23 protein-coding genes are annotated in these 23,238 nt (G+C 43.5%); 13 read left to right on the forward strand and 10 right to left on the reverse strand.

The window, feature by feature from the left end:
- Positions 1 to 6: 6 nt before the first annotated feature.
- Complete coding sequence (gene mutY / locus ABD960_RS19295) at positions 7 to 1,098, reverse strand: A/G-specific adenine glycosylase (protein WP_345333852.1); 1,092 nt, start codon at positions 1,096 to 1,098, stop codon at positions 7 to 9.
- A 120-nt stretch (positions 1,099 to 1,218) separates the two neighbouring features.
- Between mutY and ABD960_RS19300 the strand changes: the two genes are divergently transcribed.
- The 6 genes from ABD960_RS19300 (at position 1,219) to ABD960_RS19330 (ending at position 6,806) form a co-directional block, all read left to right on the forward strand.
- Complete coding sequence (locus tag ABD960_RS19300; protein WP_345333854.1) at positions 1,219 to 1,521, forward strand: HU family DNA-binding protein; 303 nt, start codon at positions 1,219 to 1,221, stop codon at positions 1,519 to 1,521.
- Between the two features lie 20 nt (positions 1,522 to 1,541).
- Positions 1,542 to 2,393, forward strand: a complete 852-nt coding sequence (locus tag ABD960_RS19305; protein ID WP_345333856.1) for a tetratricopeptide repeat protein — start codon at positions 1,542 to 1,544, stop codon at positions 2,391 to 2,393.
- 232 nt (positions 2,394 to 2,625) lie between these two features.
- Positions 2,626 to 4,176: an Rne/Rng family ribonuclease gene (locus tag ABD960_RS19315; RefSeq protein WP_345333859.1), complete on the forward strand. Its 1,551-nt coding sequence runs from the start codon at positions 2,626 to 2,628 to the stop codon at positions 4,174 to 4,176.
- Between the two features lie 156 nt (positions 4,177 to 4,332).
- Positions 4,333 to 5,763 carry a DNA repair protein RadA gene (gene radA, locus ABD960_RS19320; protein WP_345333861.1) on the forward strand — a complete coding sequence of 477 codons (1,431 nt, stop codon included), beginning with the start codon at positions 4,333 to 4,335 and terminating at the stop codon, positions 5,761 to 5,763.
- A 72-nt stretch (positions 5,764 to 5,835) separates the two neighbouring features.
- Positions 5,836 to 6,315: a nuclear transport factor 2 family protein gene (locus ABD960_RS19325; RefSeq protein WP_345333863.1), complete on the forward strand. Its 480-nt coding sequence runs from the start codon at positions 5,836 to 5,838 to the stop codon at positions 6,313 to 6,315.
- A 32-nt stretch (positions 6,316 to 6,347) separates the two neighbouring features.
- Positions 6,348 to 6,806, forward strand: coding sequence for a DUF4920 domain-containing protein (locus ABD960_RS19330; protein ID WP_345333865.1), 459 nt, complete (start codon positions 6,348 to 6,350; stop codon positions 6,804 to 6,806).
- Between the two features lie 42 nt (positions 6,807 to 6,848).
- On the opposite strand, the gene ABD960_RS19335 is transcribed toward ABD960_RS19330, so the two are convergent.
- The 5 genes from ABD960_RS19335 to panC form a co-directional block, all read right to left on the reverse strand.
- Positions 6,849 to 7,526: an acyl carrier protein gene (locus ABD960_RS19335; RefSeq protein ID WP_345333867.1), complete on the reverse strand. Its 678-nt coding sequence runs from the start codon at positions 7,524 to 7,526 to the stop codon at positions 6,849 to 6,851.
- A gap of 36 nt (positions 7,527 to 7,562) precedes the next feature.
- On the reverse strand, positions 7,563 to 10,379 hold the full coding sequence (gene carB / locus ABD960_RS19340; protein ID WP_345333869.1) for a carbamoyl-phosphate synthase large subunit: 2,817 nt from the start codon (positions 10,377 to 10,379) through the stop codon (positions 7,563 to 7,565).
- Between the two features lie 260 nt (positions 10,380 to 10,639).
- Positions 10,640 to 11,698 carry a TonB family protein gene (locus tag ABD960_RS19345; protein WP_345333871.1) on the reverse strand — a complete coding sequence of 353 codons (1,059 nt, stop codon included), beginning with the start codon at positions 11,696 to 11,698 and terminating at the stop codon, positions 10,640 to 10,642.
- Positions 11,699 to 11,727: 29 nt separating this feature from the next.
- Positions 11,728 to 12,078, reverse strand: a complete 351-nt coding sequence (gene panD / locus ABD960_RS19350; RefSeq protein WP_228953053.1) for an aspartate 1-decarboxylase — start codon at positions 12,076 to 12,078, stop codon at positions 11,728 to 11,730.
- An 82-nt stretch (positions 12,079 to 12,160) separates the two neighbouring features.
- Positions 12,161 to 12,997 (reverse strand): pantoate--beta-alanine ligase, encoded by an 837-nt coding sequence (gene panC, locus ABD960_RS19355; RefSeq protein ID WP_345333875.1) that lies wholly within the window; start codon positions 12,995 to 12,997, stop codon positions 12,161 to 12,163.
- A 159-nt stretch (positions 12,998 to 13,156) separates the two neighbouring features.
- On the opposite strand from panC, the gene ABD960_RS19360 reads away from it, so the two are divergent.
- Together ABD960_RS19360 and ABD960_RS19365 are read left to right on the forward strand one after the other, a co-directional pair.
- Positions 13,157 to 13,981: a glycogen/starch synthase gene (locus tag ABD960_RS19360; protein ID WP_345333877.1), complete on the forward strand. Its 825-nt coding sequence runs from the start codon at positions 13,157 to 13,159 to the stop codon at positions 13,979 to 13,981.
- A 23-nt stretch (positions 13,982 to 14,004) separates the two neighbouring features.
- Complete coding sequence (locus tag ABD960_RS19365; protein WP_345333879.1) at positions 14,005 to 15,366, forward strand: DUF4270 family protein; 1,362 nt, start codon at positions 14,005 to 14,007, stop codon at positions 15,364 to 15,366.
- Positions 15,367 to 15,418: 52 nt separating this feature from the next.
- Here ABD960_RS19365 and ABD960_RS19370 read toward each other — a convergent pair whose 3' ends face one another.
- The gene (locus tag ABD960_RS19370) at positions 15,419 to 16,147 is read right to left on the reverse strand and encodes a zinc metallopeptidase (RefSeq protein WP_345333881.1); all 729 of its coding nucleotides are present in this window, start codon (positions 16,145 to 16,147) and stop codon (positions 15,419 to 15,421) included.
- 193 nt (positions 16,148 to 16,340) lie between these two features.
- Positions 16,341 to 16,526 (reverse strand): CsbD family protein, encoded by a 186-nt coding sequence (locus tag ABD960_RS19375; RefSeq protein WP_345333883.1) that lies wholly within the window; start codon positions 16,524 to 16,526, stop codon positions 16,341 to 16,343.
- Positions 16,527 to 16,885: 359 nt separating this feature from the next.
- Here ABD960_RS19375 and ABD960_RS19380 point away from each other — a divergent pair, with 359 nt between their 5' ends.
- The 4 genes from ABD960_RS19380 to ABD960_RS19395 all read left to right on the forward strand — a co-directional run bounded on the left by ABD960_RS19380 (position 16,886) and on the right by ABD960_RS19395 (position 20,487).
- A complete protein-coding gene (locus tag ABD960_RS19380; protein ID WP_345333885.1) occupies positions 16,886 to 17,320 on the forward strand; it encodes a hypothetical protein in 435 nt (144 codons plus the stop codon).
- 629 nt (positions 17,321 to 17,949) lie between these two features.
- Positions 17,950 to 18,780 (forward strand): sensor histidine kinase, encoded by an 831-nt coding sequence (locus ABD960_RS19385; RefSeq protein WP_345333887.1) that lies wholly within the window; start codon positions 17,950 to 17,952, stop codon positions 18,778 to 18,780.
- Entirely contained in the window at positions 18,746 to 19,387 is a 642-nt protein-coding gene (locus ABD960_RS19390) for a response regulator transcription factor (protein WP_345333889.1), read from the forward strand. The genes ABD960_RS19385 and ABD960_RS19390 overlap by 35 nt, the downstream gene beginning before the upstream one ends.
- A 29-nt stretch (positions 19,388 to 19,416) precedes the next feature.
- Complete coding sequence (locus ABD960_RS19395) at positions 19,417 to 20,487, forward strand: PA0069 family radical SAM protein (RefSeq protein WP_345333891.1); 1,071 nt, start codon at positions 19,417 to 19,419, stop codon at positions 20,485 to 20,487.
- A 325-nt stretch (positions 20,488 to 20,812) separates the two neighbouring features.
- Here the strand turns inward: ABD960_RS19395 and ABD960_RS19400 are convergent, their stop codons facing one another.
- Positions 20,813 to 21,556 (reverse strand): zinc ribbon domain-containing protein, encoded by a 744-nt coding sequence (locus ABD960_RS19400; protein ID WP_345333893.1) that lies wholly within the window; start codon positions 21,554 to 21,556, stop codon positions 20,813 to 20,815.
- Positions 21,556 to 22,653 carry a Nif3-like dinuclear metal center hexameric protein gene (locus ABD960_RS19405; RefSeq protein WP_345333895.1) on the reverse strand — a complete coding sequence of 366 codons (1,098 nt, stop codon included), beginning with the start codon at positions 22,651 to 22,653 and terminating at the stop codon, positions 21,556 to 21,558. Before ABD960_RS19405 ends, ABD960_RS19400 begins: the two co-directional genes overlap by 1 nt.
- Before the next feature lie 141 nt (positions 22,654 to 22,794).
- Here ABD960_RS19405 and ABD960_RS19410 point away from each other — a divergent pair, with 141 nt between their 5' ends.
- A complete protein-coding gene (locus ABD960_RS19410) occupies positions 22,795 to 23,229 on the forward strand; it encodes a MarR family winged helix-turn-helix transcriptional regulator (protein WP_345333897.1) in 435 nt (144 codons plus the stop codon).
- Positions 23,230 to 23,238 lie beyond the last annotated feature (9 nt).

Here is a 23,238-nt window from a genome sequence, read left to right on the forward strand (position 1 = left end):
ATTCTTCTACAAATTAAAAAAATATTTTAGAAATATAAAAATGATTTTAGGCAGTGCAAGATTGCTCAAATTTTCTACCTCTGTATAAAACCATTTTTGTTCTAATTTAACCTGATAGTCGCTTAATTTTATTAACCTAACAAATAGTTTTTGATGCGTAAGTATATGTTTATTAATTGGCGATACGTATTCCGCTTTAACGTTTTCGCCAAAAGCATATTGTATCTCGGATGAGTTAAGCGCCTCTTCTACAGAAATTAAGCCATTGGTTTCCAGCAACGGCAGGTCATACATATTGGCCCATATGTCATTATCTCCCCGCTTGTTCATCAGCAAAGTTTTGCCATCAGTAACTAAAAAGTAGTTCAGGTAGCGTTCCTTACTTTTAACCGTTTTTAGTTTTACGGGTAAATTGGTTGTTGCGTTGTGCTTAAATGCATAGCAACCAAGCCTTACGGGGCAAATGCCGCATCCGGGGTTTTTAGGTTTGCAAAGCAGCGCGCCGAATTCCATCATGGCCTGATTATGCAGCGCCGGGTTTTTCTTATTAATTAAACTGTCTGCAAGCTCCTGAAAAGTCTTTTTTGATTTGGGCGAATTAACCGGTTCGCTGATGCCAAAGTAGCGGGCGAGCACCCGGTAGACGTTACCATCAACAACAGCACGGTGCTCATTGGCGGAGAACGATGATATGGCCGCCGCGGTATATTCGCCAATGCCTTTGAGTTTGATCAGTGTATTATAATCTGTCGGAAAAACGCCGCCGTATTCCTGCTCAACCTGCTGCGCTGTTTTAAGCATGTTGCGCCCGCGCGAGTAATAGCCAAGCCCTTGCCACAGCTTAAGCACCTCATCCTCGGTTGCCGCGGCAAAGCTGCGCACATCCGGAAAACGCTCTAAAAAACGATGGAAGTAAGGCATGCCTTGCTCTACACGGGTTTGCTGCAATATTATTTCAGATAGCCATATGGTATAAGCGTCGGTTGTGTTGCGCCAGGGCAGGTCGCGCTTGTTTTGCTGGTACCAGTTAAGCAATTCATCGGCAAAATTCATAACCTCAAAAATAGGCAGCAAATGTGGTTGATGCGCTTTTTTCATCACGGTTTTGCAACGAACAAAAAAAATACACTAATTATTTTAGAGTTTGCCAATAAAGCGATACTTTTGCAACCCCAAAACAGTTAAGTATTTATAAAAAATTTTAAAGAAAAATAAGATATGACTAAGGCAGAAATCATAGCTGAAATCTCATCTAAGACAGGTATTGAGAAAGTTGATGTACAGGAAACTGTTGAGGCGTTTTTTAAAGTAGTAAAAGGCTCAATGGTTGCCGGCGAGAATGTTTACGTTAGAGGTTTCGGTAGTTTCGTTGTTAAAAAAAGAGCTAAGAAAACAGCGCGTAATATTTCAAAAAATACTGCCATAATCATTCCTGAGCACTTTGTGCCAAGCTTTAAGCCGGCAAAAACTTTTGTTGAAAAAGTAAAAAGCGGCAACAAAACTGCAAAAGCAAGCAAATAATTCAATAAGCACCCAGCCCAATGAAAAAGCCACAAATAGTTTTAATTATAGCAGTACTCGCTATTGTGGGCTATTTGTACGTACAACCTGTTAAGGGTTTGCAAAAGGCTGAGGATGCCAATCATGCTGATACCAAGGCAGCCGCCCCTGCTGCACAGGCTCAGGCCAATTTTTTGAGCGTTGAGCAGGTGTCAGAAACAGCCAAAAGCGCCATAGGCCAATCGCTTGCAGCCCCGATTACCGAATTGGAAGGCAAGCTTAAAGCCGCTGATGGCGACGCTAAAAAGGATATAGAAAAACAGCTGGCTACCAAGTGGGATGATGTAAACCAACCCGGGCCGGCTGCTTTTTATTATAAATCCGTTGCTGAAAGTGAAAAAACCGCCGATGCCTGGATAACAGCCGGTAACCACTTTAATGATGCATACAAGCTTACCCAGGATACCACTGCTCAGCCAACGTATCTAACAAACGCTGTACAGTGCTTTGAGCAGGCCCGCCAGTTGGCTCCGGACAACCTGGATGCTAAAACCGGTTTGGGTATAGCTTATGTAAACGGTGGTGCGCCCAGCCCTATGGCCGGTATAAGCCTGTTGCTTGAAGTGGTAAAGCAGGACCCAACCAATCGCAGTGCAAATCTAAATCTGGGCGTTTTCTCTATGAAATCAGGCCAGTTTGAAAAAGCGGTTGAGCGTTTTAAAACAGTTATTGCACAAAAGCCCGAGCTTGAACCATATTTTTACCTGGCCGAGAGCTACAAACAGCTTGGCCGTAAAAAAGAGGCTATTGAGGCTTATACCAAGTGTAAAACAATGATGCCTGACCCAGCTTTTGGGCAGCGCATTGATGAGTACATAAAGGAATTAAATTAATTAATCATTTTTAAAAAACATTAAAATTATGCCAAGCGGAAAAAAACGTAAAAGACACAAAATGGCCACCCACAAACGTAAAAAGCGTTTAAGAAAAAACAGGCATAAAAAGAAATAAGCTGTATTAACAGCTTATAGCCCGCCATTGTGCGGGCTGTTTTTATGTGTTGTTTTTTACCTTCTTATTAATCCCGCGGTTATACCATAGCCGCATTAAGAAATGGAGTAGCAATTGATAAAAGAATTAATTATCGATTCGTCCCCCAGCGGAGCTACCATTGCATTATTACAGGATAAACAACTCGTAGAACTTCACAAAGAGCAAACCACCAACAACTATACCGTTGGTGATATTTACCTGGGTAAAATCAAAAAGATAATGCCCGGGCTGAATGCAGCTTTTGTTGATGTTGGATATGAGAAGGATGCCTTTTTGCATTATCTTGATTTGGGGCCACAGGTGCAAAGCCTGTTAAAGCTAACCAAACAGGTACGTAGCGGGGGTTACCAGTCAAAGCTTTTAGATCATCTAAAACTTGAGGCTGACATTAATAAAGGTGGTAAGATATCTGAGATTTTAACAAAGGGGCAATTGCTGCCGGTACAGATTGCTAAGGAGCCAATTTCAACGAAAGGCCCGCGCTTAAGTGCTGATCTGTCAATTGCCGGGCGTTACGTGGTGCTGGTTCCTTTTTCGGAGGTGATATCCATCTCTAAAAAAATAAAAAGCAATACCGAACGCCAGCGTTTACGCAAAATTGTTGAAAGCATTAAACCCAAGCACTTCGGCGTAATTATACGCACAGTGTCTGAGGGTAAGGGTGTAACAGAAATGCAAAAGGACCTGCTTGACCTGATAGCCAAGTGGGAAACGCTGATAACCAAACTCCCTTCGGTTGAGCCGTCCAAAAAAATACTGGGCGAGATAGACCGTACCTCAACGATATTGAGGGACATATTGAACTCTGATTTTCAGAGCATATATGTGAATGATAACGGCATGTACGAAGAAGTAAAATCTTACGTACATGAAATATCTCCGGATCTGGAGAACATTGTTCGCCTGCACAAGCACCGCGACCCGATATTTGAGCATTATGGCATTGAAAAGCAGATTAAGGGGGCTTTTGGTAAAACAGTAAACCTTGCCGGGGGCGCTTACCTGGTTATTGAGCATACCGAGGCGCTGCACGTTATTGACGTGAACAGCGGTAACCGTACGGCCAATAAAGAGAACCAGGAGGAGAATGCCTTACAGGTTAACAAAGAAGCTGCTCGCGAAATAGCCAGGCAATTGCGCCTGCGCGATATGGGTGGTATTGTGGTGATCGATTTTATTGATATGCACAAGCCGCTTAACCGCAAGGAGCTGTTTGATTACCTGCGCGGCGAAATGGCGCATGACAGGGCAAAGCATACCATATTGCCGCCGAGCAAGTTTGGTTTGGTGCAGATTACACGTCAGCGTGTACGCCCCGAAATGAACATTGTTACCAGCGAGGTGTGCCCAACCTGCCACGGCACAGGGGCTATACGCCCAAGCATTTTGCTGTTGGATGATATTGAAAATAATTTCAACTACATCCTGCTTGAGCAAAATGAAAAAGACATTACGCTTTGCGTGCACCCTTACATTGAGGCTTACATTAAAAAAGGCCTTTATACGCGCCAGATGAAATGGTACTTTAAGTACAAACAATGGATTAAAGTTAAAAGCAATCCGGCGTATCAGATCACCGAGTTCCGCTTTTTCTCATCAAAGGATGAGGAAATTAAACTATAACAGCGCCAGGCGCCGATTATAAAATGCAGATGTTTGAAAAAGCATCTGCATTTTTTTTATTATCAAGTTGAATTGCCAAATATTTTAGCATTTTATCGTGCTATCTCAAAACAAATCCGCACATTTGCAAGTCTGTAATCAGCACATCTAAATCAAATGGCTAAAACCAGGATCGCTTACTTTTGCCAGAGCTGTGGCTACGAATCTCCCAAATGGCTGGGTAAATGCCCCTCATGCGGACAGTGGAATACTTTTGCCGAGGAGATATTGGAAAAGAATAATGCCTCGGTACCCGATTGGAAAGCCAACCCTTCAACCAGCCTGCAACGTGCTAACAAGCCGGTGCCGGTGTCAGAGATAACCTTTAGTGAAGAACACCGCCTGCTAACACCGGATGCCGAGTTTAACCGGGTGCTGGGCGGCGGCATCGTAGCCGGATCGCTGGTATTGATAGGCGGCGAGCCCGGCATAGGTAAATCAACCTTGATGTTGCAGCTGGCGCTTAATATGCCTAACCTCAAAGTACTCTATGTATCGGGCGAGGAAAGCGACAGGCAGATAAAAATGCGGGCGGAACGATTGACAGCCCCCCAACCCCCTGAAGGGGGAGCCGCTAATCAGGTGGGTAAGGGCGCTTATATACTGACCGAAACCTCAACTCAAAACATATTTAAGCAGATAGAACAACTGGAACCTGAATTGGTGGTAATTGATTCAATACAAACGCTCCATTCGGCGCATATTGAGTCAACGCCCGGTAGCGTATCGCAAGTACGTGAGTGTACGGCGGAGTTGCTGCGTTTTGCAAAGGAAACCTCTACGCCTGTTTTCCTAATAGGGCATATTACAAAAGACGGCATGATAGCCGGCCCCAAGATACTGGAGCATATGGTTGATACCGTTTTACAGTTTGAAGGCGACAGGCACCATGTATACCGCATTTTGCGAGCGGTTAAAAATCGCTTCGGCTCGGCATCAGAGTTGGGGATATACGAGATGTTGGGCGAAGGTTTGCGTGAAGTTTCAAATCCATCAGAGATACTATTATCACAGCGAGATGAACCCTTGAGCGGTGTAACCATATCAGCCACGCTGGAAGGCATGCGCCCTATGCTGATAGAAACCCAGGCGTTGGTAAGTACATCGCCGTATGGCACACCACAGCGTACCGCCACGGGCTTTGATACCAAACGCATGAATATGCTGCTTGCCGTGCTCGAAAAGCGCTGTGGCTTCCGCTTGGGGGCTAAGGACGTGTTCCTGAACATTACCGGCGGCATACGGGTAGAAGACCCGGCTATTGACCTGGGGCTTGCAGCGGCTATTATATCCTCACATGAGGATATCCCAATAGCTACCAAGGTGTGCTTTGCCGGGGAGATAGGATTGTCGGGCGAGATACGGGCGGTTAACCGGGTAGAGCAGCGTATTGCCGAAGCGCAGAAACTTGGCTTTGAGCAAATATTCATTTCCAAATACAACCTGCCGAAAGCGGGCGATAAAAAGCGTATCGACTTTTCAAGATATACAATTGACGTAAAAACGGTGGGCAATATTGAAGAGGTGTTTACGCTTTTGTTTGGATAAACGCCGTTCAGATTTACAACAACTGCAAACAAACAACGTTGATGAATATTAAATGCTCATTTACATTTAACTATGAAACGCGTTATTTTTTTTACTTTCAGCTTTGTATTTATCCTGATAAATAGCCAATCCATCGCACAATTATCTAAGGCATCGGCCGGGAAAACTTTATACAGCACCATTATCAACCTGGATAAGCAAGTATTTGATGCCTATAACAAATGCGACCTGGAAAAATTTGAGGATTACTTTGACGGCGATGTAGAGTTTTTTAATGACCGTACCGGCTACACATCTTCAAGGCGTGATCTGATGAAGTCAATGAAATCAATGTGTGAAAATGGCGGAATGGAGCGTGTTTTGGTTAGCGCCCAGGTTTATCCGTTGGATTTTTACGGCGCTGTTGAAACCGGTATGAGCAGGTTTTATAAAGTAACCAATGGTGAACGTAAGCTGATCTACACCGCCCGCTTTGTACACATCTGGAAGCAGGATGATGATGACGGATGGAAAATTGCCCGTGTAATTAGTTACGATCATAAAGCCAAATAAAACCATCATTCCCTCGTGTTGTTATCATAAGCATGAAAGCATGGCATTTACTTTTATCGATACTATTGGTTACCGCGGCTTCTCAATCTTTCGCGCAAAAGGTGGCTTTGCCTCATGGTATGGTTTTCGGAATTAAATCAGACACATCCAACGCCATTGAAGCGGATAAACTGCAAAGTTTTATGGGAGAAAAGAAACGGATAACCACCTCTGTTAAGGGTACCGTGGAAAAGGTAACGGAAGAAAAGGGGGGCTGGTTTGTTATACATGCAAGCAATGGAATGCCTATTTACGCGCACTTCAGAGATTTTAACGTTACTTTACCTAAACAAATCAAAGGCCGTGTAGTAATTATAAGCGGCGTAGCCAAGCGAGAATTTACCGCCGATGACCAGCAACACTTCGCGGGTGATGCCATTAATTACAGCACCACCTCAAAAATGAGCAAAGCCATTAATTTTGAAGTTAAAGGCCTGATGGTCTATAAATAAAAGAAGCCCTTGAATCAAATTCAAGGGCTTCTTTTATAGTTATCAGTTAAATGAGGCGCCTGATTTTAATACGGAAGCGTCGAGATCCAGATCATGCTGGAAAAGTTCACGTATTTTTTGATTAACCTCTTTACGGTTAACCGTTGCGGCATCACGGCGGCACTTCAGGTAGTGTTCGCGGGCTATCTTCTCAGCCAGCTGGCCTACCGTTTTAACAGCTAATTGTTTACCGCGTTTTATAGCCATGTATGATCCGGCGGCAAAGGCAGTTAAACCGGCCATGCCTATCTGCCAATTAAAATAGGTAGCAACTAACGATAGTATGAATAAAGCGGCGAGCCCAAATATTACAGCGTCTTTTGGCTGTAATACATTTAAGCGCAAGCCCATTTCCTGCTCTATATCGGCCACAAGCTGTAACCTTTCCTCTTCCGGAAATACATCCTTAAGGCAGGTGTTGGTATTGATGGCGCACCGGTCAATAGTAGTTGACGTGGTGATGGCGTTGCGCAGCATGTAAAAAGCATGCTGGGTGGTACAAGTGTCAAGGTGTTCAAGCTTTAATTTACTATGAACAAGGTTACAAAGATCACCAATGGTACTAACATTTTGAAAATCGTCCGGGTTAAAGGTTATCCCGAACGATCTTTCTATCTTTTGTATAACGTCATGAATATCCTCGCGATCGACGTTTTTTAGTTGTATTAACTTATGATCCATTAATTAAAGAACAAGTCCTAAAATCGGGAGAAACCGTTATTTACTTAAATACATTGATTTCTCTTTATACAAATGCCTGAAGTAAGGGTCTTGCAGATCAGGGATAAAGCGTATCGCCTCACCTGTCGACTTCATTTCAGGGCCAAGCTCTTTAGCCACTTCCGGGAATTTATCGTACGAGAATACCGGCTCTTTAATGGCGTAACCTTTTGGTTTACGAACGATGGTAAAGTCTTTCAGCTTGTTTACCCCCATCATTACTTTAGCGGCGATGTTGATGTACGGCACATCGTAAGCTTTCGCGATGAAAGGCACCGTACGCGACGCACGCGGGTTAGCCTCTATCACGTATACCTTTTCATCCTTAATGGCAAACTGTATGTTCAGCAAGCCGCGCACGTTAAGTGCTTTGGCCAGCTTTTCGGTATAGTCTTCCATTTGTTTGATCACATTGTCTGACAAATCAAACGGTGGCAATACAGCGTATGAATCGCCTGAGTGGATACCGGCAGGCTCAATGTGTTCCATCAAACCAATGATATGTACATCATCGCCATCGCTTATAGAGTCAGACTCTGCTTCGGCAGCACGGTCAAGGAAGTGATCGATCAGTACGCGGTTGCCCGGCAGGTTTTTCAGCAAGCTTACTACCGCTTTTTCCAGATCTTCATCGTTGATTACGATGCTCATGCCCTGGCCGCCTAATACGTAGCTTGGGCGTACCAGTACCGGATAACCAACATGGTGGGCAACTTCAAGCGCTTCCTCAGCACTTTCGGCAACGCCGTATTTCGGATATGGAATATCAAGATCCTTTAACATGTCTGAGAAACGGCCACGGTCCTCAGCAATATCCATGTTATCAAATGAGGTACCGATGATGCGGATGCCGTGCTCGTGCAGCTTTTCAGCCATTTTAAGGGCTGTTTGGCCACCTAGCTGTACAATCACGCCGTAAGGTTGCTCCAAATCGATAATCTCGCGTACGTGCTCCCAGAATACCGGTTCAAAATACAGCTTATCGGCCATGTTGAAGTCGGTTGACACGGTTTCGGGGTTACAGTTAACCATGATAGCCTCAAAACCGGCTTCTTTTGCTGCAAGCAGGCCATGCACGCAGCTATAATCAAACTCGATACCCTGGCCAATTCGGTTAGGGCCTGATCCTAATACAATGATTTTTTTCTTATCGCTCACTACCGACTCATTTTCGCCCTCGTAGGTTGAGTAGTAGTAAGGTGTTTTGGCAGGGAACTCGGCAGCGCAGGTATCAACCATTTTGTATACACGGCGTATACCCAGTTGCTTGCGGCGCTGGTACACATCCTCTTCGGTAGTGTTCGTCAGCACGTAAGCTATTTGCGCGTCTGAGAAGCCTTTTTGTTTCAGCGTGTAAAAGAAATCTTCAGGAATGTTGTTCAGGGAGTAACGGCGCAGCTCATTTTCCATGCTTACTACCTCTTGTATCTGGTTCAGGAACCAGCGGTCAATCTTGGTAGCTTTACGTACCGATTCAATCGGCACGCCGAGGCTTAATGCATCGTATATGTGGAACAGCCTGTCCCAGCTTGGGTGCTCAAGGCTGTGCATAATCTCATCAAGGTTGCGGCTCTGGCGACCGTCGGCACCTAAACCGGCACGACCGATTTCCAAACTTTGACAAGCCTTTTGCAGGGCCTCAATAAAGGTACGGCCGATGCCCATTACCTCGCCTACTGATTTCATTTGCAGGCCGAGTTCGCGGTTAGCACCCTTGAATTTATCAAAGTTCCAGCGCGGTATCTTTACGATCACATAATCCAGCGTTGGCTCAAAGTAGGCCGAAGTAGTTTTGGTGATCTGGTTTTCTATCTCATCCAGATTATAACCGATGGCCAGCTTAGCGGCAATTTTAGCGATTGGGTAACCTGTAGCTTTTGATGCCAGGGCCGATGAACGTGATACACGCGGGTTGATCTCGATGGCGATGATCTCCTCATTAGCCGGGTTAACCGAGAACTGTACGTTACATCCACCGGCAAAGTTGCCAATGGCGCGCATCATTTTGATGGCTTGGTTACGCATCTCCTGGTAGCAGCGGTCGCTAAGCGTCATGGCAGGGGCCACGGTGATGGAGTCGCCGGTGTGGATACCCATAGGGTCAAAGTTCTCGATAGAACAAATGATGATCACGTTGTCGCGGCTGTCGCGCAGCAGCTCCAGCTCATATTCTTTCCAGCCTAACACTGCCTGCTCAACCAAAACCTCGTGAGTTGGTGATGCTTGCAGGCCACGGCTAAGGGCAGCGTCAAAATCTTCCTTTTTGTGTACAAAGCCTGCGCCTTTACCACCCAGGGTATAGCTTGGACGTATTACCAGCGGGAAGCCAATTTGTTGCGCGGCCTCTTTACCCTCTAAAAATGAGTTGGCAATTTTTGAGGTAGCTACGCCTACGCCAATGTCAACCATCAGTTGGCGGAAGGCCTCGCGGTTCTCGGTTTTCTCGATAGCGGCAATATCCACACCAATTATCTTAACATTGTATTTTTCCCAAATGCCTTGTTCGTCGGCATTTATACAAAGGTTAAGCGCGGTTTGGCCACCCATGGTAGGCAGCACGGCATCAATTTGCTGTTCCTGCAAAATCTGCTCAATGCTTTCGCAGGTTAGCGGCAGCAGGTACACATTATCAGCAATAACCTTATCCGTCATGATGGTGGCGGGGTTGCTGTTAATGATGGTTACCTTAATACCTTCTTCTTTTAAAGAAAGTGCGGCTTGTGAGCCTGAGTAATCAAACTCGCAGGCCTGGCCTATAATGATAGGACCTGAACCAATAATCAATACCGATTTGATGGAAGCGTTTTTGGGCATAGGGCTTTTTTAATTCAAAAAGTTAAAGTTATAGCCTTCATCCGTTTAGACTGGATTTCCGGACTGTTTCCTATGCGCTGAAAGCGAGGATAAAACCGACTTCAGCGTCGGGGTGCAAAGATAGAACTTATTGAATTAAATGAGCGACAAAAATTTAAAAAATAATGCACTGTGTTGGAAAGTAAAAAGCTGTTATTTGTTTGGCTTTAACTTATTATTTAATTTTAAGTATCGCTAAAAAACTAAGCCTTAATTTAAATCTAAAATCCCGGTTGATATTGCTCAAACCAGTCATTAGGTGCTTTGGCTTGTCTCACAATTGGCCGGCCTATAAACTTAAGTTTTTCAGGCCCAAAATCTATCGGCACGGTAAGCTTAACTTTGCGATACACTCCCCGCTCTGATGCCGGTTTCCAACCCGGTGCATCAAAAATTACCCGCTCAGCCGCGGCAGACAGGTATTCATTCGGAGATCGCAATGTTCTTACAGAGTCAATCCTTCCGCTAAGGTCAACTGTGAATTCTACAAATACCCGTCCGTTAGTTTTGTTATTTTTTGACTTTGCGGTAGATAATAAGTTTTGCTGAAGATATTTGATGAAAGCCTCATATCCGCCGGTGTAAGAGGGCTGTACCAAATCCTGAGTCGCATAGGTATGCTTTATGCCCAGGTTATCAAAAGACATACCTGAAATAAAAAGGCCGTCTTCATATTTTTCAGTATAACTTACATTCAATGCTGTATCTACACCATTCCAATCGCCCTGGCGCTTACCATTTTTTACAAGCCCGGCTTCTAATAAGCCGTCAAACCGCTCTGTATAAACTTTATATAAACCAAAACCTTCATTTGCTAATGCCGTACCGTCTACATCATTACATATTAAAAGGTTGTAATTATTTATAAATTTTAAGTTGTTTCGGTCAGCATATTCTGTTGGCGTAGTAAAATAGCGGTGAGTGTAAAGTATGCCGTTCGGAAAATATTCATAAAAGTCTCCTGATATTTTGCCGTTCAAAAATTCAATTATATTTTGAATTTTTCCGTTCGAATAATACGTCAGTATTTTTCCCTGCGGAACAAAGCCCTTATCACTTAATGATTTACCAACAAGCTTTTTTTTATTGTCGGTATATAGTTCTGTAATGTTATACAAAACGTCGCCCGAGTCAGGTGCGCTAATAATCCTGATGTAATCAGCACTATCTTTATTATTTACTAACCTACGATCATTTTTAAGAAACCAAACGTTTTGCGCAAAAGTTACTTTGCACAACAGTATTAAAAATGCTATGATTACAGCAGATTTATTATACATGTGATGATTGGTGAAGGTTATTTGTTTAGTTACTTAATCAGCTTATTATCCGTATCCGGAAAAACCAACACCGGCTCATAAGCTTTAGCTTCTTCGCGTTCCATGTAAGCATAGCTCATAATGATCACGATATCACCCACCTGGGCTAAACGCGCCGTGGCGCCGTTAAGGCAAACGGTACCTGTGCCGCGCTCACCACGGATAACGTAGGTTTCAAAGCGTGCGCCGTTATTATTGTTTACTATCTGTACTTTCTCGTTGGCAATTATGTTTGCCGCGTCCATCAAATCCTCATCAATGGTAATACTGCCCACGTAGTTCAGCTCGGCCTGGGTGACCTTTACCCGGTGAATTTTAGATTTTAACACCTCAATAATCATGGCGCAAAGTTAGTGATTTGAATTTTAGTAAATGTTTAATAGTTGGCCGTGCGTTAATTATTTACAATGGGTTGATGCAGCACTAACGTATTATCATGTTATCAATTAAACGGGTAGCGCCCACCCTTGCCGCTACTAATGCAACAATGTTAGTGGTGTTTTGATTGGCCGGATGCAAAGTCTCCGCGTCGGCGATCTCAAAATAATCAAGTAAAACACCGGGCTCGATGCTGACGGCGGTTTCAGCCAGCTGTTTAAGCGTGTTTATATCAGTACTGCTAAAATTATTTTTAACCTGATTCAATGTTTTGGATAGAATGAGCGCACGCTCGCGATCGTTAGCCGTTAAATGCACATTGCGCGAGCTCATGGCCAGGCCATCGCTTTCACGTTCAATAGGGCACATTACAACCTGCACAGGCATCTTCAACATTTCAACCATACGGTTGATAACCAGCACTTGCTGAAAATCCTTCTGCCCGAAGTAAGCCTTATCCGGCTCAACAATGCTAAATAGTTTGTATACCACCTGCGTGACGCCCTGGTAATGCCCCGGGCGCGACTTGCCTTCTAGCAGATGTTCCAGCTCGCCAATATCCAAATGCCATTGCTCATTGCCGGCATACATTTCGGTAACATCGGGGTTAAATAATATATCACATCCGGCCTGCTCAAGTTTTGCTATATCAGCTTCAATAGGGCGAGGATATTTTTCCAGGTCCTTAGGGTCATTAAACTGCGTGGGGTTTACAAATATGCTGCAAATTACCAGGTCACATTCCTGCTTTGCACGCGCTATTAACGATAGGTGCCCTCGATGAAGTGCGCCCATTGTAGGAACAAAGCCTATGGTAGCGCCGGCGACTTTTTGAGCATGTAAATGTTGGCTAAGCAGCTGTTTGGTGGTAAAATTTTTCAATACGTTAAAGTGCTTAAAAAATCCGGCGAAAATGAGTAATTAATTAAAAATATCCAAACTTATGTTGCGCAATTCATTGATAGTTCATATTATATCCGTATATTTGTACTCTCAAAATTTTTTTTGACGTCTTATACTTACTAAATACAAATAATAGAGATGGGTAAATCTAAGCTTTTGTTTATAGCTCATGAAATGTCACCTTTCCTTGAACTCACAAAAATTTCTGAAATAGTACGTAATTTGCCGCAGGCTATGCAGGATAAAGGTTACGAGATTCGTATCCTGATGCCGCGTTTCGGTAATATTAATGAGCGCAGGAACCGACTACATGAAGTGATCCGTTTATCGGGCATGAACATCATTATTAATGATAATGATAACCCGCTGATCATCAAAGTGGCTTCAATACCTTCAGCACGTATGCAGGTATATTTTCTTGATAACGAAGAGTATTTTCAGAGAAAGCACGTGTTTACCGATAAGGACGGCAAGTTTTATGACGATAACGATGAGCGCATGATCTTCTTTTGCAAAGGCGCGCTTGAAACGGTTAAAAAACTTGGCTGGGCGCCTGACATGATCCATTGCCACGGCTGGATGAGCGCATTGGTGCCGGCTTACCTGAAAACCACTTATAAGGACGATCCAACGTTTAAAAATTCTAAGCTGGTTTACTCCATTTATGATAAAGAGTTTGCCGGGCAGTTGAATGCCGACTTTGCACAAAAAGCGGTAATGAACGGCATGACCGAGGCGCACACAGAAGTTTACAAACCTGCAGACAGCGCGGCACTTTACGCAGGCGCCATACACTATGCAGACGGTATCGTGCTTGCTTCCGAAAACATTGAGGAGGAAGTGTTAAATAATGTTAAAAACAGCAATAAACCTGTTTTAGATTACAATTCCACTTCGGATGTGGAAAATTATTACAATTTTTACGACGAAATTGCCACCGAAGAAATGGCACAGGTTGTATAAAGTTGGATAAGATATTTTAACATATGAGATTTTTCAGATTAGACTTATTAACCCTGTTGATAAGTCTTTTTATTTTAAATAGCTGCAAAAACCCCGACGGCGTGGGTTTGGATGTTGACGAGAACAATCAATTGAGCGGCACACTGATAGTTGATACCAATATAACGCTGAATACCGTTTTAGAGGATTCTGTCGCAGTTTCAGATTTGGGCCGCTCAACCCTTGGATATTTCAATGATCCGGAGCTTGGTACAACGGAGTCCGCATTAATTACCGATATTAACCTGCCGGGCGGCACCGCTTACACTAAGCCAACAGGCAATATTGTGGTTGATTCGGCTGTGTTAATGCTTAAATATTCGCCAACCGGTTTTTACGGTGATTCATTAGCGTCAACTTATAAAATTAATGTTTACCAGCTTAATGAAAAACCTTTGGGCGTTACTTACTTTAACAGTAAAACCTGGTCGCGCTCAAGCACGGTTTTAGGTTCAAAAACCTTTTTGGCCCGCCCGCATGATACCATTAGAGTTACCTCGATTGTTGATGGTGGCGCAGATACGGCTATACGTGTTGTTCCGCAGATACGGGTTAAATTAAATACCGAGTTGGTTTACAACTGGTTGAATTCATCGCAAGCCGCACAATCAAATCTTGCTTTTCAAAACCTTTCACGCGGGCTTTATGTGAATATTGACCGCACCGGAAGCACAGGAGCCGGCGGCATTATCGCCTTAACCACCGGTGATTCGATAGCGGTTTACACAACGGTTACCAACGGATCAACAAAAGATACCTCCATTGTAGGTTTGCCTATAAGCCGTTATATTAACGAAATTAAGCACAACTATAACGATAACGTGAAAGCCGCTTTAGCAAATACATCAAACAACCAAACGGCTTATGTTAAAGGCATGGGTGGATTGCGTGTTAAAATAGCCTTTAATAGAATTGCCGAAACACTGCCGAAAGATGTAGTTATAAACCGTGCTGAGTTGGTTATTGTTCCTAAGAATGGTACGTTAACGCCTTATGCCCCGTTGCCTAAATTAACTATGTATAAATCTGACTTGGCTAAACAGCGTACTTATATTGAAGATATGATCAACGGGTCAGCAAATTTCAGCTTGCTTTTTGGCGGAAATTTCGGCATCCCGGTTAAAAACGAATACAGGTTCCTGTTAACTTCTTACCTGCAAAACCTGGTCACCGGCAAGGTAAAAGATTATGGTACTTATATTGCCGCGGCAAATGAATCGCTTAGCACCACAAATACGGCACCGAGCATCGCCGCCACCGCTTATCCAACAGGGCGTACAATATTACTTGGTAAAAATTCACCTTACCGGGTTCAACTCAAAATAATCTATACCAAAATAAAATAAAACGAAAGAGGCTCGCAAAACGCGAGCCTCTTTCGTTTTATTTTATTTTCAATTAGTCTCTTCTGCCAAAAAGAAACTGGGCATAGTATAACAAAGTTGCCAAGGCACTCAATGCGGCTACTACATAGGTCATGGCTGCCCACCACAAAGCATCTTTAGCTTGAGCATGTTCTTCCTGGGTTTGCATTACATTATAATTGTTATTTAGCCAGGCTAACGCGCGGTTACTTGCATCAAACTCGACGGGCAACGTAATAAAGCTGAAAAGCGTAACCAGGGCTAATGCTGCAACACCTATCGCTAGCACCCAAGGAGTTTTCGCGAAAAACAGTAGTAATATACCTATGGTTAACGTCCATTGCGTAAGCGTTGAAGCTACATTAATTACCGGCACCATAGCTGAACGGAAGGTTAACCAGCTATATGCCTTGGCATGTTGCACAGCGTGACCACACTCGTGGGCAGCAATAGCTGCTGCGGCAACGCTACGGCTGTGGTAAACATCAGGGCTCAGGTTAACGGTTTTATCAGCCGGGTTGTAGTGGTCGGTCAACTGCCCTTCAACCGATATAATCCTTACATCGCTTATACCATGGTCACGCAACATGCGCTCAGCTATTTCGGCACCTGAAAGGCCCGACAGCAGGCCGATTTCAGAGTACTGTTTAAATTTGCTCTTAAAACGCCACTGCACAATAAAGCTGATAACGGCAATGGCAAGCATCAAAAATATAGCGGAATTATAAGTTATAAATCCGGTTACAAAAGCTAAACTCATCATCTCTTAAATTTTTATATTGAGGTATATTCAAAAAGCATTCCGTAAAATAATGGGTTATATAACTTGGGCTTTTTACTGGCTTGATAATCGGGATAGATACTGATGTGTCAGTAATTCATGTGTTTAATGCCAAAATAGCAGCCTTTATAATCAATTCCTAATAAAAAGCCCCCGGTAAACGGGGGCTGATATTTTATAAGCTGTTGATCCATTTTACCAGATCCTCCCGGCTTTTGCCGAGCTTTTGCTGTAAACGGCCAAGGGTTTCATCGTCCTTGCCATCCTCGTGCTTTAAATCGTCATCGGTCAGATCGCCGTAGGCTTGTTTTATCTTTCCTTTCAGCTCATTCCAGCCGCCTTTTATTTCCAACTTATCCATAAAATTTTTTATTTAAGATGTACCAGTATAACGTTCGGCAAGTAGAGTTGTTTGTAACGCTGCTCCATCTCTTTCAGCGCAAAAAAAAATCCTCCGTATATACATACGGAGGACGATTTTGTATAAGCAGAAAAAATACCCCTATTTTTTTTTGATACGGACCGGCATGCTGTCGCATATCAAATCTCTGCTGCTACAAATATCCGTTTGAACCCATCAATTGAAAATACCCACTTAACGGTATTTTGTACGCAGATATACCGCTTTAATTACCGTGAAAAAACGGTGCGGACTTTTTTTGTATGCTTTGTAGTTTTATTGCCTTTAAACCCCTTTTATAATTTTATATATTGATATTTATGAGTGAGAATTTTCAAAAGCCTGATGTATCCCGTGCCCAGCTTGAAACCCTGATTAAAACTTACCAGGAAACGGTAAAGCGTATACGCAAAGGTGATGACAGCGGCGTAGCCAGCGATTATGATCCTGACTTTGATTCGAAATCAGTATGGTTTCCGCGCAAGGCGGTCGAGGCATTATTTAATGACAATGATGCTGATGGCGTACGTATTTATTTTGGTGTGCATAATGCTGACGTAATACCAACACCATATGATGACCGTTTAACAGTCGTATTAGTTGCAACAAAGTTGGAAGACGGCAGAAACGTAGATCAGTTAAAAGGTGATGACGATAGTAATGATAACGATGATAAGGACTCCAATGATGATGGAGAGGGCGGACCGGGTTACGGCTTGAATCACGGAAAACTTTGCCCGCCTTATTGCGAATAAAGTACAACAATGTTTCAATATTTATATTTGTTTTTTGAGCTGATGGCGTTAACTTTTGCCGTAGTTCAGTACAAAAAAATGTCGCATACGCGGTATGCGGCATTTTTGCCGTATTTGCTGTTTATATGTTTATATGAATTAGGTTCTCTAAAAAACTTATTTCATATCCATCGCAACAACGCGTGGGTAAGTAATTATGTAATTATTATTGAATTCATTTTTTACAGTTTTTTTATAGCCGGATTACTGCCACCATCCTTAAAACGTACGGTTACGAAAGTCAACTTCGCCGTAATAGCATTTACAGCAATCGATATTGCTTTTATTCAAGGCTTTTGGAACCTCGCTACCGTCGGTATCATTATACAATATATTACATTGATAACGCTGGTGTGTATGTACTTTTACCATTTAATGCAGCAACAAACAGACGAACATATATCGCTTATCAACATGCCCGATTTTTGGGTTAATACAGGCTTACTGTTTTTTTGCTTGCTTGAGTTTTGTTTCTTTTGTGCTTTCTCTTATATGGTATCCCGCAGAAGTTATTATTACTTTGAATTATGGATGGTGATATCTAATATGGCCAATTTTATTTTGTATTCTTGCCTGGCAGTATCTTTCTTATGTTTCAGTCGCAAGAAAATCTCATACTCATCATAGTCGGTACCATTCTGCTTTTGCTGATGGGTATCTTTATCGTCGGCTTTATGTTCTTTTATCAGCGCAAGCATAATGCTTATGTTACCGAGCGCTCACTGATGCGCCTGCAGTTTAACGAGGAAATGCTGAAAGCGCAAGTGGAGGTGCAGGAACAAACGCTTAACCACATCAGTCGTGAGATACATGACAATATTGGCCAGGTGCTGTCATTTGTAAAACTTTCATTATCATCTCTTAAAACCCTGGATGACGAGCAGCGGCATAAAAAAATTGATGATAACCGCGAACTCATTGCCCAGGCGATAAGCGACCTGCGCGATCTTTCAAAAAGCCTGAGCTTTGAAAGAATAAAGGCTATCGGCCTCAAAGATTCTATAAACGCGGAACTTGAGCGATTAGAAAAAAGCGGACTAATCCAAACCGCTTTTAACATCGAGGGAGAGCCTTATACCTTAGGCCCGGAGCGCGAGTTGGTATTATTCCGTATATTTCAGGAAGCGATCAATAACTCTCTCAAGTATTCAAGGGCGCAAAATTTGAATATTGGTTTGAATTATACAACAAATCTGTTTATTTTGAGCATTGAAGACGATGGAGACGGTTTTTTGCTGGCCGAGAAGCTGAATGACAGTGGCGGCTCGGGCTTAAAAAATATCGGGAACAGGGCGGCTATTATAGGCGGCCATGCTGCGCTCGAAAGTAAACCCGGCAACGGTTGCTCTATAAAAATAACGCTTGACCCCTTAGCAGAACAAAAATATGTTAACCGAACCTATCCGGATCGCGCTGGTTGATGACCACAGGCTTTTTAGAAGCGGCATTGTTTCAATGATAAATAACCTGCCGGGCTTTAGCATATTGTTTGAGGCAGGCAACGGTGAAGAACTTACCCGTAAAATATCGCCCAAAAACAAACCCGAGATCGTTCTGCTGGATATCAATATGCCCGTAATGGACGGCATAGAAACTGCCAAGTGGCTGCGTACTAATTATCCGGATGTGTGCGTTATCGTTCTATCTATGTTTGAGGATGCAGAAAAGGTGCTTGCGATGGTAAAATTAGGCGTTAAAGGTTATTTACTGAAAGACGCCGAGCCCGCCGAGTTTGAAACGGCGCTGAAACGTGTTGCCGAAGGTGAGGTTTATTACCCTGATTTTGTTACCAAACACCTAATCAATAACTTTAATGAGGCGGCTGCCAACGTTAAGCTTAACAACCGTGAGCTTGAATTTTTACGCCTGGCAGGTACCGAGTTAACCTACAAGGAAATTGCCGACCAGATGTGCGTGAGTGTACGCACTGTTGATGGCTACCGCGATCAGCTTTTTGAAAAGTTGCAGATTAAGAGCCGCGTAGGGCTTGTATTATACGCCATAAAAAATAAGATGATCGAGTTGTGATTTGCTAATTAAATTAGCAAATTTGTACAATGGCATATCAGGATAATCAGGATTTTTTTAAGGGAAGAGGCGCACAGGTAAACACGCACAACAAATTTTTAAAAAGTAAATACGTACTTGAACATGTTGAAGGGCTTGATGAGCCTTTGCTAGGGAACACGGCGACGCAATTGTACGAGGAAACGCCGAAAAAGATAGTAAGCGAATCAAACAGCCCGGACCTTAGCCACATGCACTCCATTAACCCGTACCAGGGATGCGAACATGGCTGCATATATTGCTACGCGCGCAATAGCCACGAGTATTATGGCTTTAGCGCCGGGCTTGACTTTGAGCGCAAGATCATCGTAAAACGAAATGCGCCTGAATTGCTGGAACAATACTTTAATAAAAAGAATTATGAGCCGGTATGCATTGTATTATCCGGCAATACTGATTGTTACCAACCCATTGAGCGTAGGTTAGGCATAACACGCCGCCTGCTCGAGGTATTCCTAAAGTACCGCAACCCGGTAAGCTTTATCACTAAAAATAATCTGATACTACGCGATATGGATATACTGGCCGAAATGGCCAAGCATAACCTGGTGCATGTTAATGTATCTATCACCTCGCTAAAAGAAGACTTGCGGCAAAAGCTGGAACCACGTACGGTAACCGCCACAGGCAGGCTGGCGGTTATTCAAAAATTATCACAAATAAACGTACCGGTACGGGTAATGGCCGCGCCAATAATTCCGGGGTTAAATAGCAATGAGATACCCAATATTATTAAAGCCGCTGCTGACCGTGGCGCAGTATCTGCCGGGTTTACGGTTGTGCGGCTAAACGGCAGCATTGCTGAGATTTTTACCGATTGGATACAGAAAGCTTTCCCCGACCGTGCCGAAAAGGTGCTGAATATGATTCGCTCCTGCCACGAGGGACAACTGAACGACAGTAACTTTGGCCGCCGTATGAGCGGTGATGGCAAGATAGCTGAATCCATACATCAGATGTTCCGCATGGCCTGCAACCGTTTTATGGCCGGCCGGGAGATGCCGCCTTTTGATTATTCGCTTTTTACACCAAAAAATGGAAAGCAAACGAGTTTGTTTTGAGAATAGCTTAGCACGACTTCATTCCTATCATAAACTTCTTTTGTGCGAACAAAAGAAGCAAAAGTCGCCGGCTACGTCCTGCCCGGTGAAAGTTTATGCTTCGGCAGGGCTTGTGCTACTCCGGGCATTACTGATGCCGGTAATTGAGCTTATTTGCGGTTTGTGCTTGCTATATTGTTGAACGCTGTTTATCTGTATTCCGAACGAGTTCGAGGGGGAACCTATTCTTTGCCAATTATCGCGACAGATTCCTCCTTCGTCGAAAAGACAGAAACAAAAAAAAGCGCCTCGAGGGCGCTTTTCATTTTAATATCTAAACAGCAATTTATGCTTCTTCTGCTTCTAAAGCCATTTGCTCATCAACCAGGATACGGCCGCAATGCTCGCAAACGATGATCTTTTTGCGCTGGCGGATATCAGACTGGCGCTGAGGCGGGATCTGGTTAAAGCAGCCTGAGCATGAATCGCGCTGAATGGTTACCACAGCCAAACCGTTCTTAGCGTTTTTGCGCAGGCGGTTGTAAGCAGTGAGTAAACGCTCTTCAATATTAGGAAGAGCTTTTTCAGCCTGGCTAATCAGTTCGTTCTCTTCTTTTTCAGTTTCGGCGGTAATGGTACCCAGTTCCGCTTTTTTAGCGTCAAGGTCGGCTTTACGTGCCTCAAGGTCGGCAAGTGCTTTCTCGTAAACCTGGGTTTTGTTGCTGATCTCAAAACCAAATTCACGTATTTTTTTCTCGCTTACCTGTATGTCAAGGCCTTGTATCTCGATCTCTTTTGAGATAGCATCATACTCACGGTTGTTCTTAACATCATTAAGTTGCGCTTCGTATTTTTTGATGTTGGCCTGAGCATCTTTGATCAGGTTTTTACGGTTAACGATTTCGTCCTCCACATCATCAAGCTCGTATTTAAGCTTTTGGATGCGGGTTTCCAAACCGGCAACATCATCTTCCAGGTCGGCTACCTCAACAGGTAATTCACCGCGCACCTGGCGTATTCTATCAATTTTAGTATGTATTGTCTGAAGTTCGTATAAAGCTTTCAGCTTTTGTTCAACGGTTTGTTCCATTAAATAAAATATTTGACGGGGTTCGTATTTATCGTTGTTAAACGGACGGCAAAGGTAGCGAATTTTTTCTGAATAATTTCAAACAATAATTGCTGCGTAAATTGCTCACTTTCAAAATGTCCGATATCCGCTATTACTATCTTGCCATCGGCATCAAAAAACTCATGGTATTTATAATCAGCTGTCACAAAAACATCTGCGCCGGCGGCTATGGCCTGTTTTAACAAAAAACCTCCGGATCCACCGCAAACCGCTACCTTTTTAACATCACGACCGCGCAGTTGGGTGTGTTTTATAACGCCGGTAAGCATGTTTTCTTTCAGCATCTTTAAAAAGTCGTGCTCACTCAAAGCCATATCAAGCTCGCCTATCATGCCTGAGCCAATTTGATTGTGCTGATTACTGAGCGTATACAGATCGTACGCCACTTCCTCATAGGGGTGGTTTAAAACCAGGGCCATTAATATTTTGCTTTCCAGGTTGGCGGGGTAAACGGTTTCTATCCGCAACTCAGCTTCATGGTGGCGTGTGCCGGGCGTGCCAACATAAGGGTTAGTATCATCATTACCTTTAAAGGTTCCTGTGCCTTCGGTGCCAAAGCTGCATTCGCTGTAATTGCCGATGTTACCTGCACCCGCGTCAAATAGGGCATTCTTTACGCGCTCGGCGTCGTTAACGGGTACGTAGGTAACCAGCTTTTTAAGCAACCCGTTTTTAGGGGCAAGTATGCGGGTATTCTTTAAACCTAACATTTCGCATATTTTAGCGTTTACGCCCCCGGTTATGTTATCCAGGTTGGTGTGGATAGCGTAAATAGCAATATCGTGTTTAATGGCTTTTTCAACTACACGCTCTACATAGGTTCGGCCGTTAAATTTTTTCAATCCTTTAAACACGATGGGGTGGTGCGATATAATTACCTGGCAATCGGCGCTGATCGCCTCATCAACCACGGCCTCGGTACAATCCAACGATATCAGGGCCTGGTGTACTTCCTTATCCGGCTTGCCTACAATAAGGCCTGCATTGTCATAGTCTTCCTGGTAAGCCAGCGGCGCAAGGCTTTCCAGGTAGTTAGTTAGCTCTGCTAATTTCATTTAACTAAATTACCAATTAATGTAATTGCATGGCCTTGGTGGCATAATTTTTTGTGATCTGTTATGAAATGTACATGACAATAGATTGTTAAACAAGATGTAATTTTGTAAGGTAAACTTACAAGTTAGGCTTATAATTATATGGACAAGAATACTAGGCAACTGGCAGCACAACTGCGCGAAACAACCACCCGATTGGTAAAAAAGCTGCGTAAGCAATCGTCAACAGGCGAAAAGCTGTCGTTGACTGAACGTTCTACCATTGCCTTGCTCGATCAGCATGGACAGTTGCTGCCCAGTAAACTTGCCTCCATGGAAAAGATCACTACGCAATCCATGTCGCAGATATTGAACCACCTTTTTGAGTTGGGATATATTAACCGTGAGCCATCACAAACCGATAAGCGTAAAGTAATTATATCCTTGTCTGATGCCGGGCGTGAGGTGCTTTACCGGGTACGTAACGAGCGGGAGGAGTGGCTGTATACGGCTATAAGTGATTTGTGTACACCAGAAGACCGGGCATCGCTGAACAATGCACTAAGCTTGCTTAAAAAGATTATTGAACACGAATAAAATTAAATA

Source organism: Mucilaginibacter defluvii, assembly GCF_039543225.1.
Classification (GTDB): Bacteria; Bacteroidota; Bacteroidia; order Sphingobacteriales; family Sphingobacteriaceae; genus Mucilaginibacter; species Mucilaginibacter defluvii.

What these genes read in the sequence shown, in the direction of transcription:
- mutY (WP_345333852.1), bottom strand. Translation starts at nt 1,098, where the DNA reads ATGAAAAAAGCGCATCAACCACATTTGCTGCCTATTTTTGAGGTTATG.
- ABD960_RS19300 (WP_345333854.1), top strand. Translation starts at nt 1,219, where the DNA reads ATGACTAAGGCAGAAATCATAGCTGAAATCTCATCTAAGACAGGTATT.
- ABD960_RS19305 (WP_345333856.1), top strand. Translation starts at nt 1,542, where the DNA reads ATGAAAAAGCCACAAATAGTTTTAATTATAGCAGTACTCGCTATTGTG.
- radA (WP_345333861.1), top strand. Translation starts at nt 4,333, where the DNA reads ATGGCTAAAACCAGGATCGCTTACTTTTGCCAGAGCTGTGGCTACGAA.
- ABD960_RS19325 (WP_345333863.1), top strand. Translation starts at nt 5,836, where the DNA reads ATGAAACGCGTTATTTTTTTTACTTTCAGCTTTGTATTTATCCTGATA.
- ABD960_RS19330 (WP_345333865.1), top strand. Translation starts at nt 6,348, where the DNA reads ATGAAAGCATGGCATTTACTTTTATCGATACTATTGGTTACCGCGGCT.
- ABD960_RS19335 (WP_345333867.1), bottom strand. Translation starts at nt 7,526, where the DNA reads ATGGATCATAAGTTAATACAACTAAAAAACGTCGATCGCGAGGATATT.
- carB (WP_345333869.1), bottom strand. Translation starts at nt 10,379, where the DNA reads ATGCCCAAAAACGCTTCCATCAAATCGGTATTGATTATTGGTTCAGGT.
- ABD960_RS19345 (WP_345333871.1), bottom strand. Translation starts at nt 11,698, where the DNA reads ATGTATAATAAATCTGCTGTAATCATAGCATTTTTAATACTGTTGTGC.
- panD (WP_228953053.1), bottom strand. Translation starts at nt 12,078, where the DNA reads ATGATTATTGAGGTGTTAAAATCTAAAATTCACCGGGTAAAGGTCACC.
- ABD960_RS19360 (WP_345333877.1), top strand. Translation starts at nt 13,157, where the DNA reads ATGGGTAAATCTAAGCTTTTGTTTATAGCTCATGAAATGTCACCTTTC.
- ABD960_RS19365 (WP_345333879.1), top strand. Translation starts at nt 14,005, where the DNA reads ATGAGATTTTTCAGATTAGACTTATTAACCCTGTTGATAAGTCTTTTT.
- ABD960_RS19370 (WP_345333881.1), bottom strand. Translation starts at nt 16,147, where the DNA reads ATGATGAGTTTAGCTTTTGTAACCGGATTTATAACTTATAATTCCGCT.
- ABD960_RS19375 (WP_345333883.1), bottom strand. Translation starts at nt 16,526, where the DNA reads ATGGATAAGTTGGAAATAAAAGGCGGCTGGAATGAGCTGAAAGGAAAG.
- ABD960_RS19380 (WP_345333885.1), top strand. Translation starts at nt 16,886, where the DNA reads ATGAGTGAGAATTTTCAAAAGCCTGATGTATCCCGTGCCCAGCTTGAA.
- ABD960_RS19385 (WP_345333887.1), top strand. Translation starts at nt 17,950, where the DNA reads ATGTTTCAGTCGCAAGAAAATCTCATACTCATCATAGTCGGTACCATT.
- ABD960_RS19390 (WP_345333889.1), top strand. Translation starts at nt 18,746, where the DNA reads ATGTTAACCGAACCTATCCGGATCGCGCTGGTTGATGACCACAGGCTT.
- ABD960_RS19395 (WP_345333891.1), top strand. Translation starts at nt 19,417, where the DNA reads ATGGCATATCAGGATAATCAGGATTTTTTTAAGGGAAGAGGCGCACAG.
- ABD960_RS19400 (WP_345333893.1), bottom strand. Translation starts at nt 21,556, where the DNA reads ATGGAACAAACCGTTGAACAAAAGCTGAAAGCTTTATACGAACTTCAG.
- ABD960_RS19405 (WP_345333895.1), bottom strand. Translation starts at nt 22,653, where the DNA reads ATGAAATTAGCAGAGCTAACTAACTACCTGGAAAGCCTTGCGCCGCTG.
- ABD960_RS19410 (WP_345333897.1), top strand. Translation starts at nt 22,795, where the DNA reads ATGGACAAGAATACTAGGCAACTGGCAGCACAACTGCGCGAAACAACC.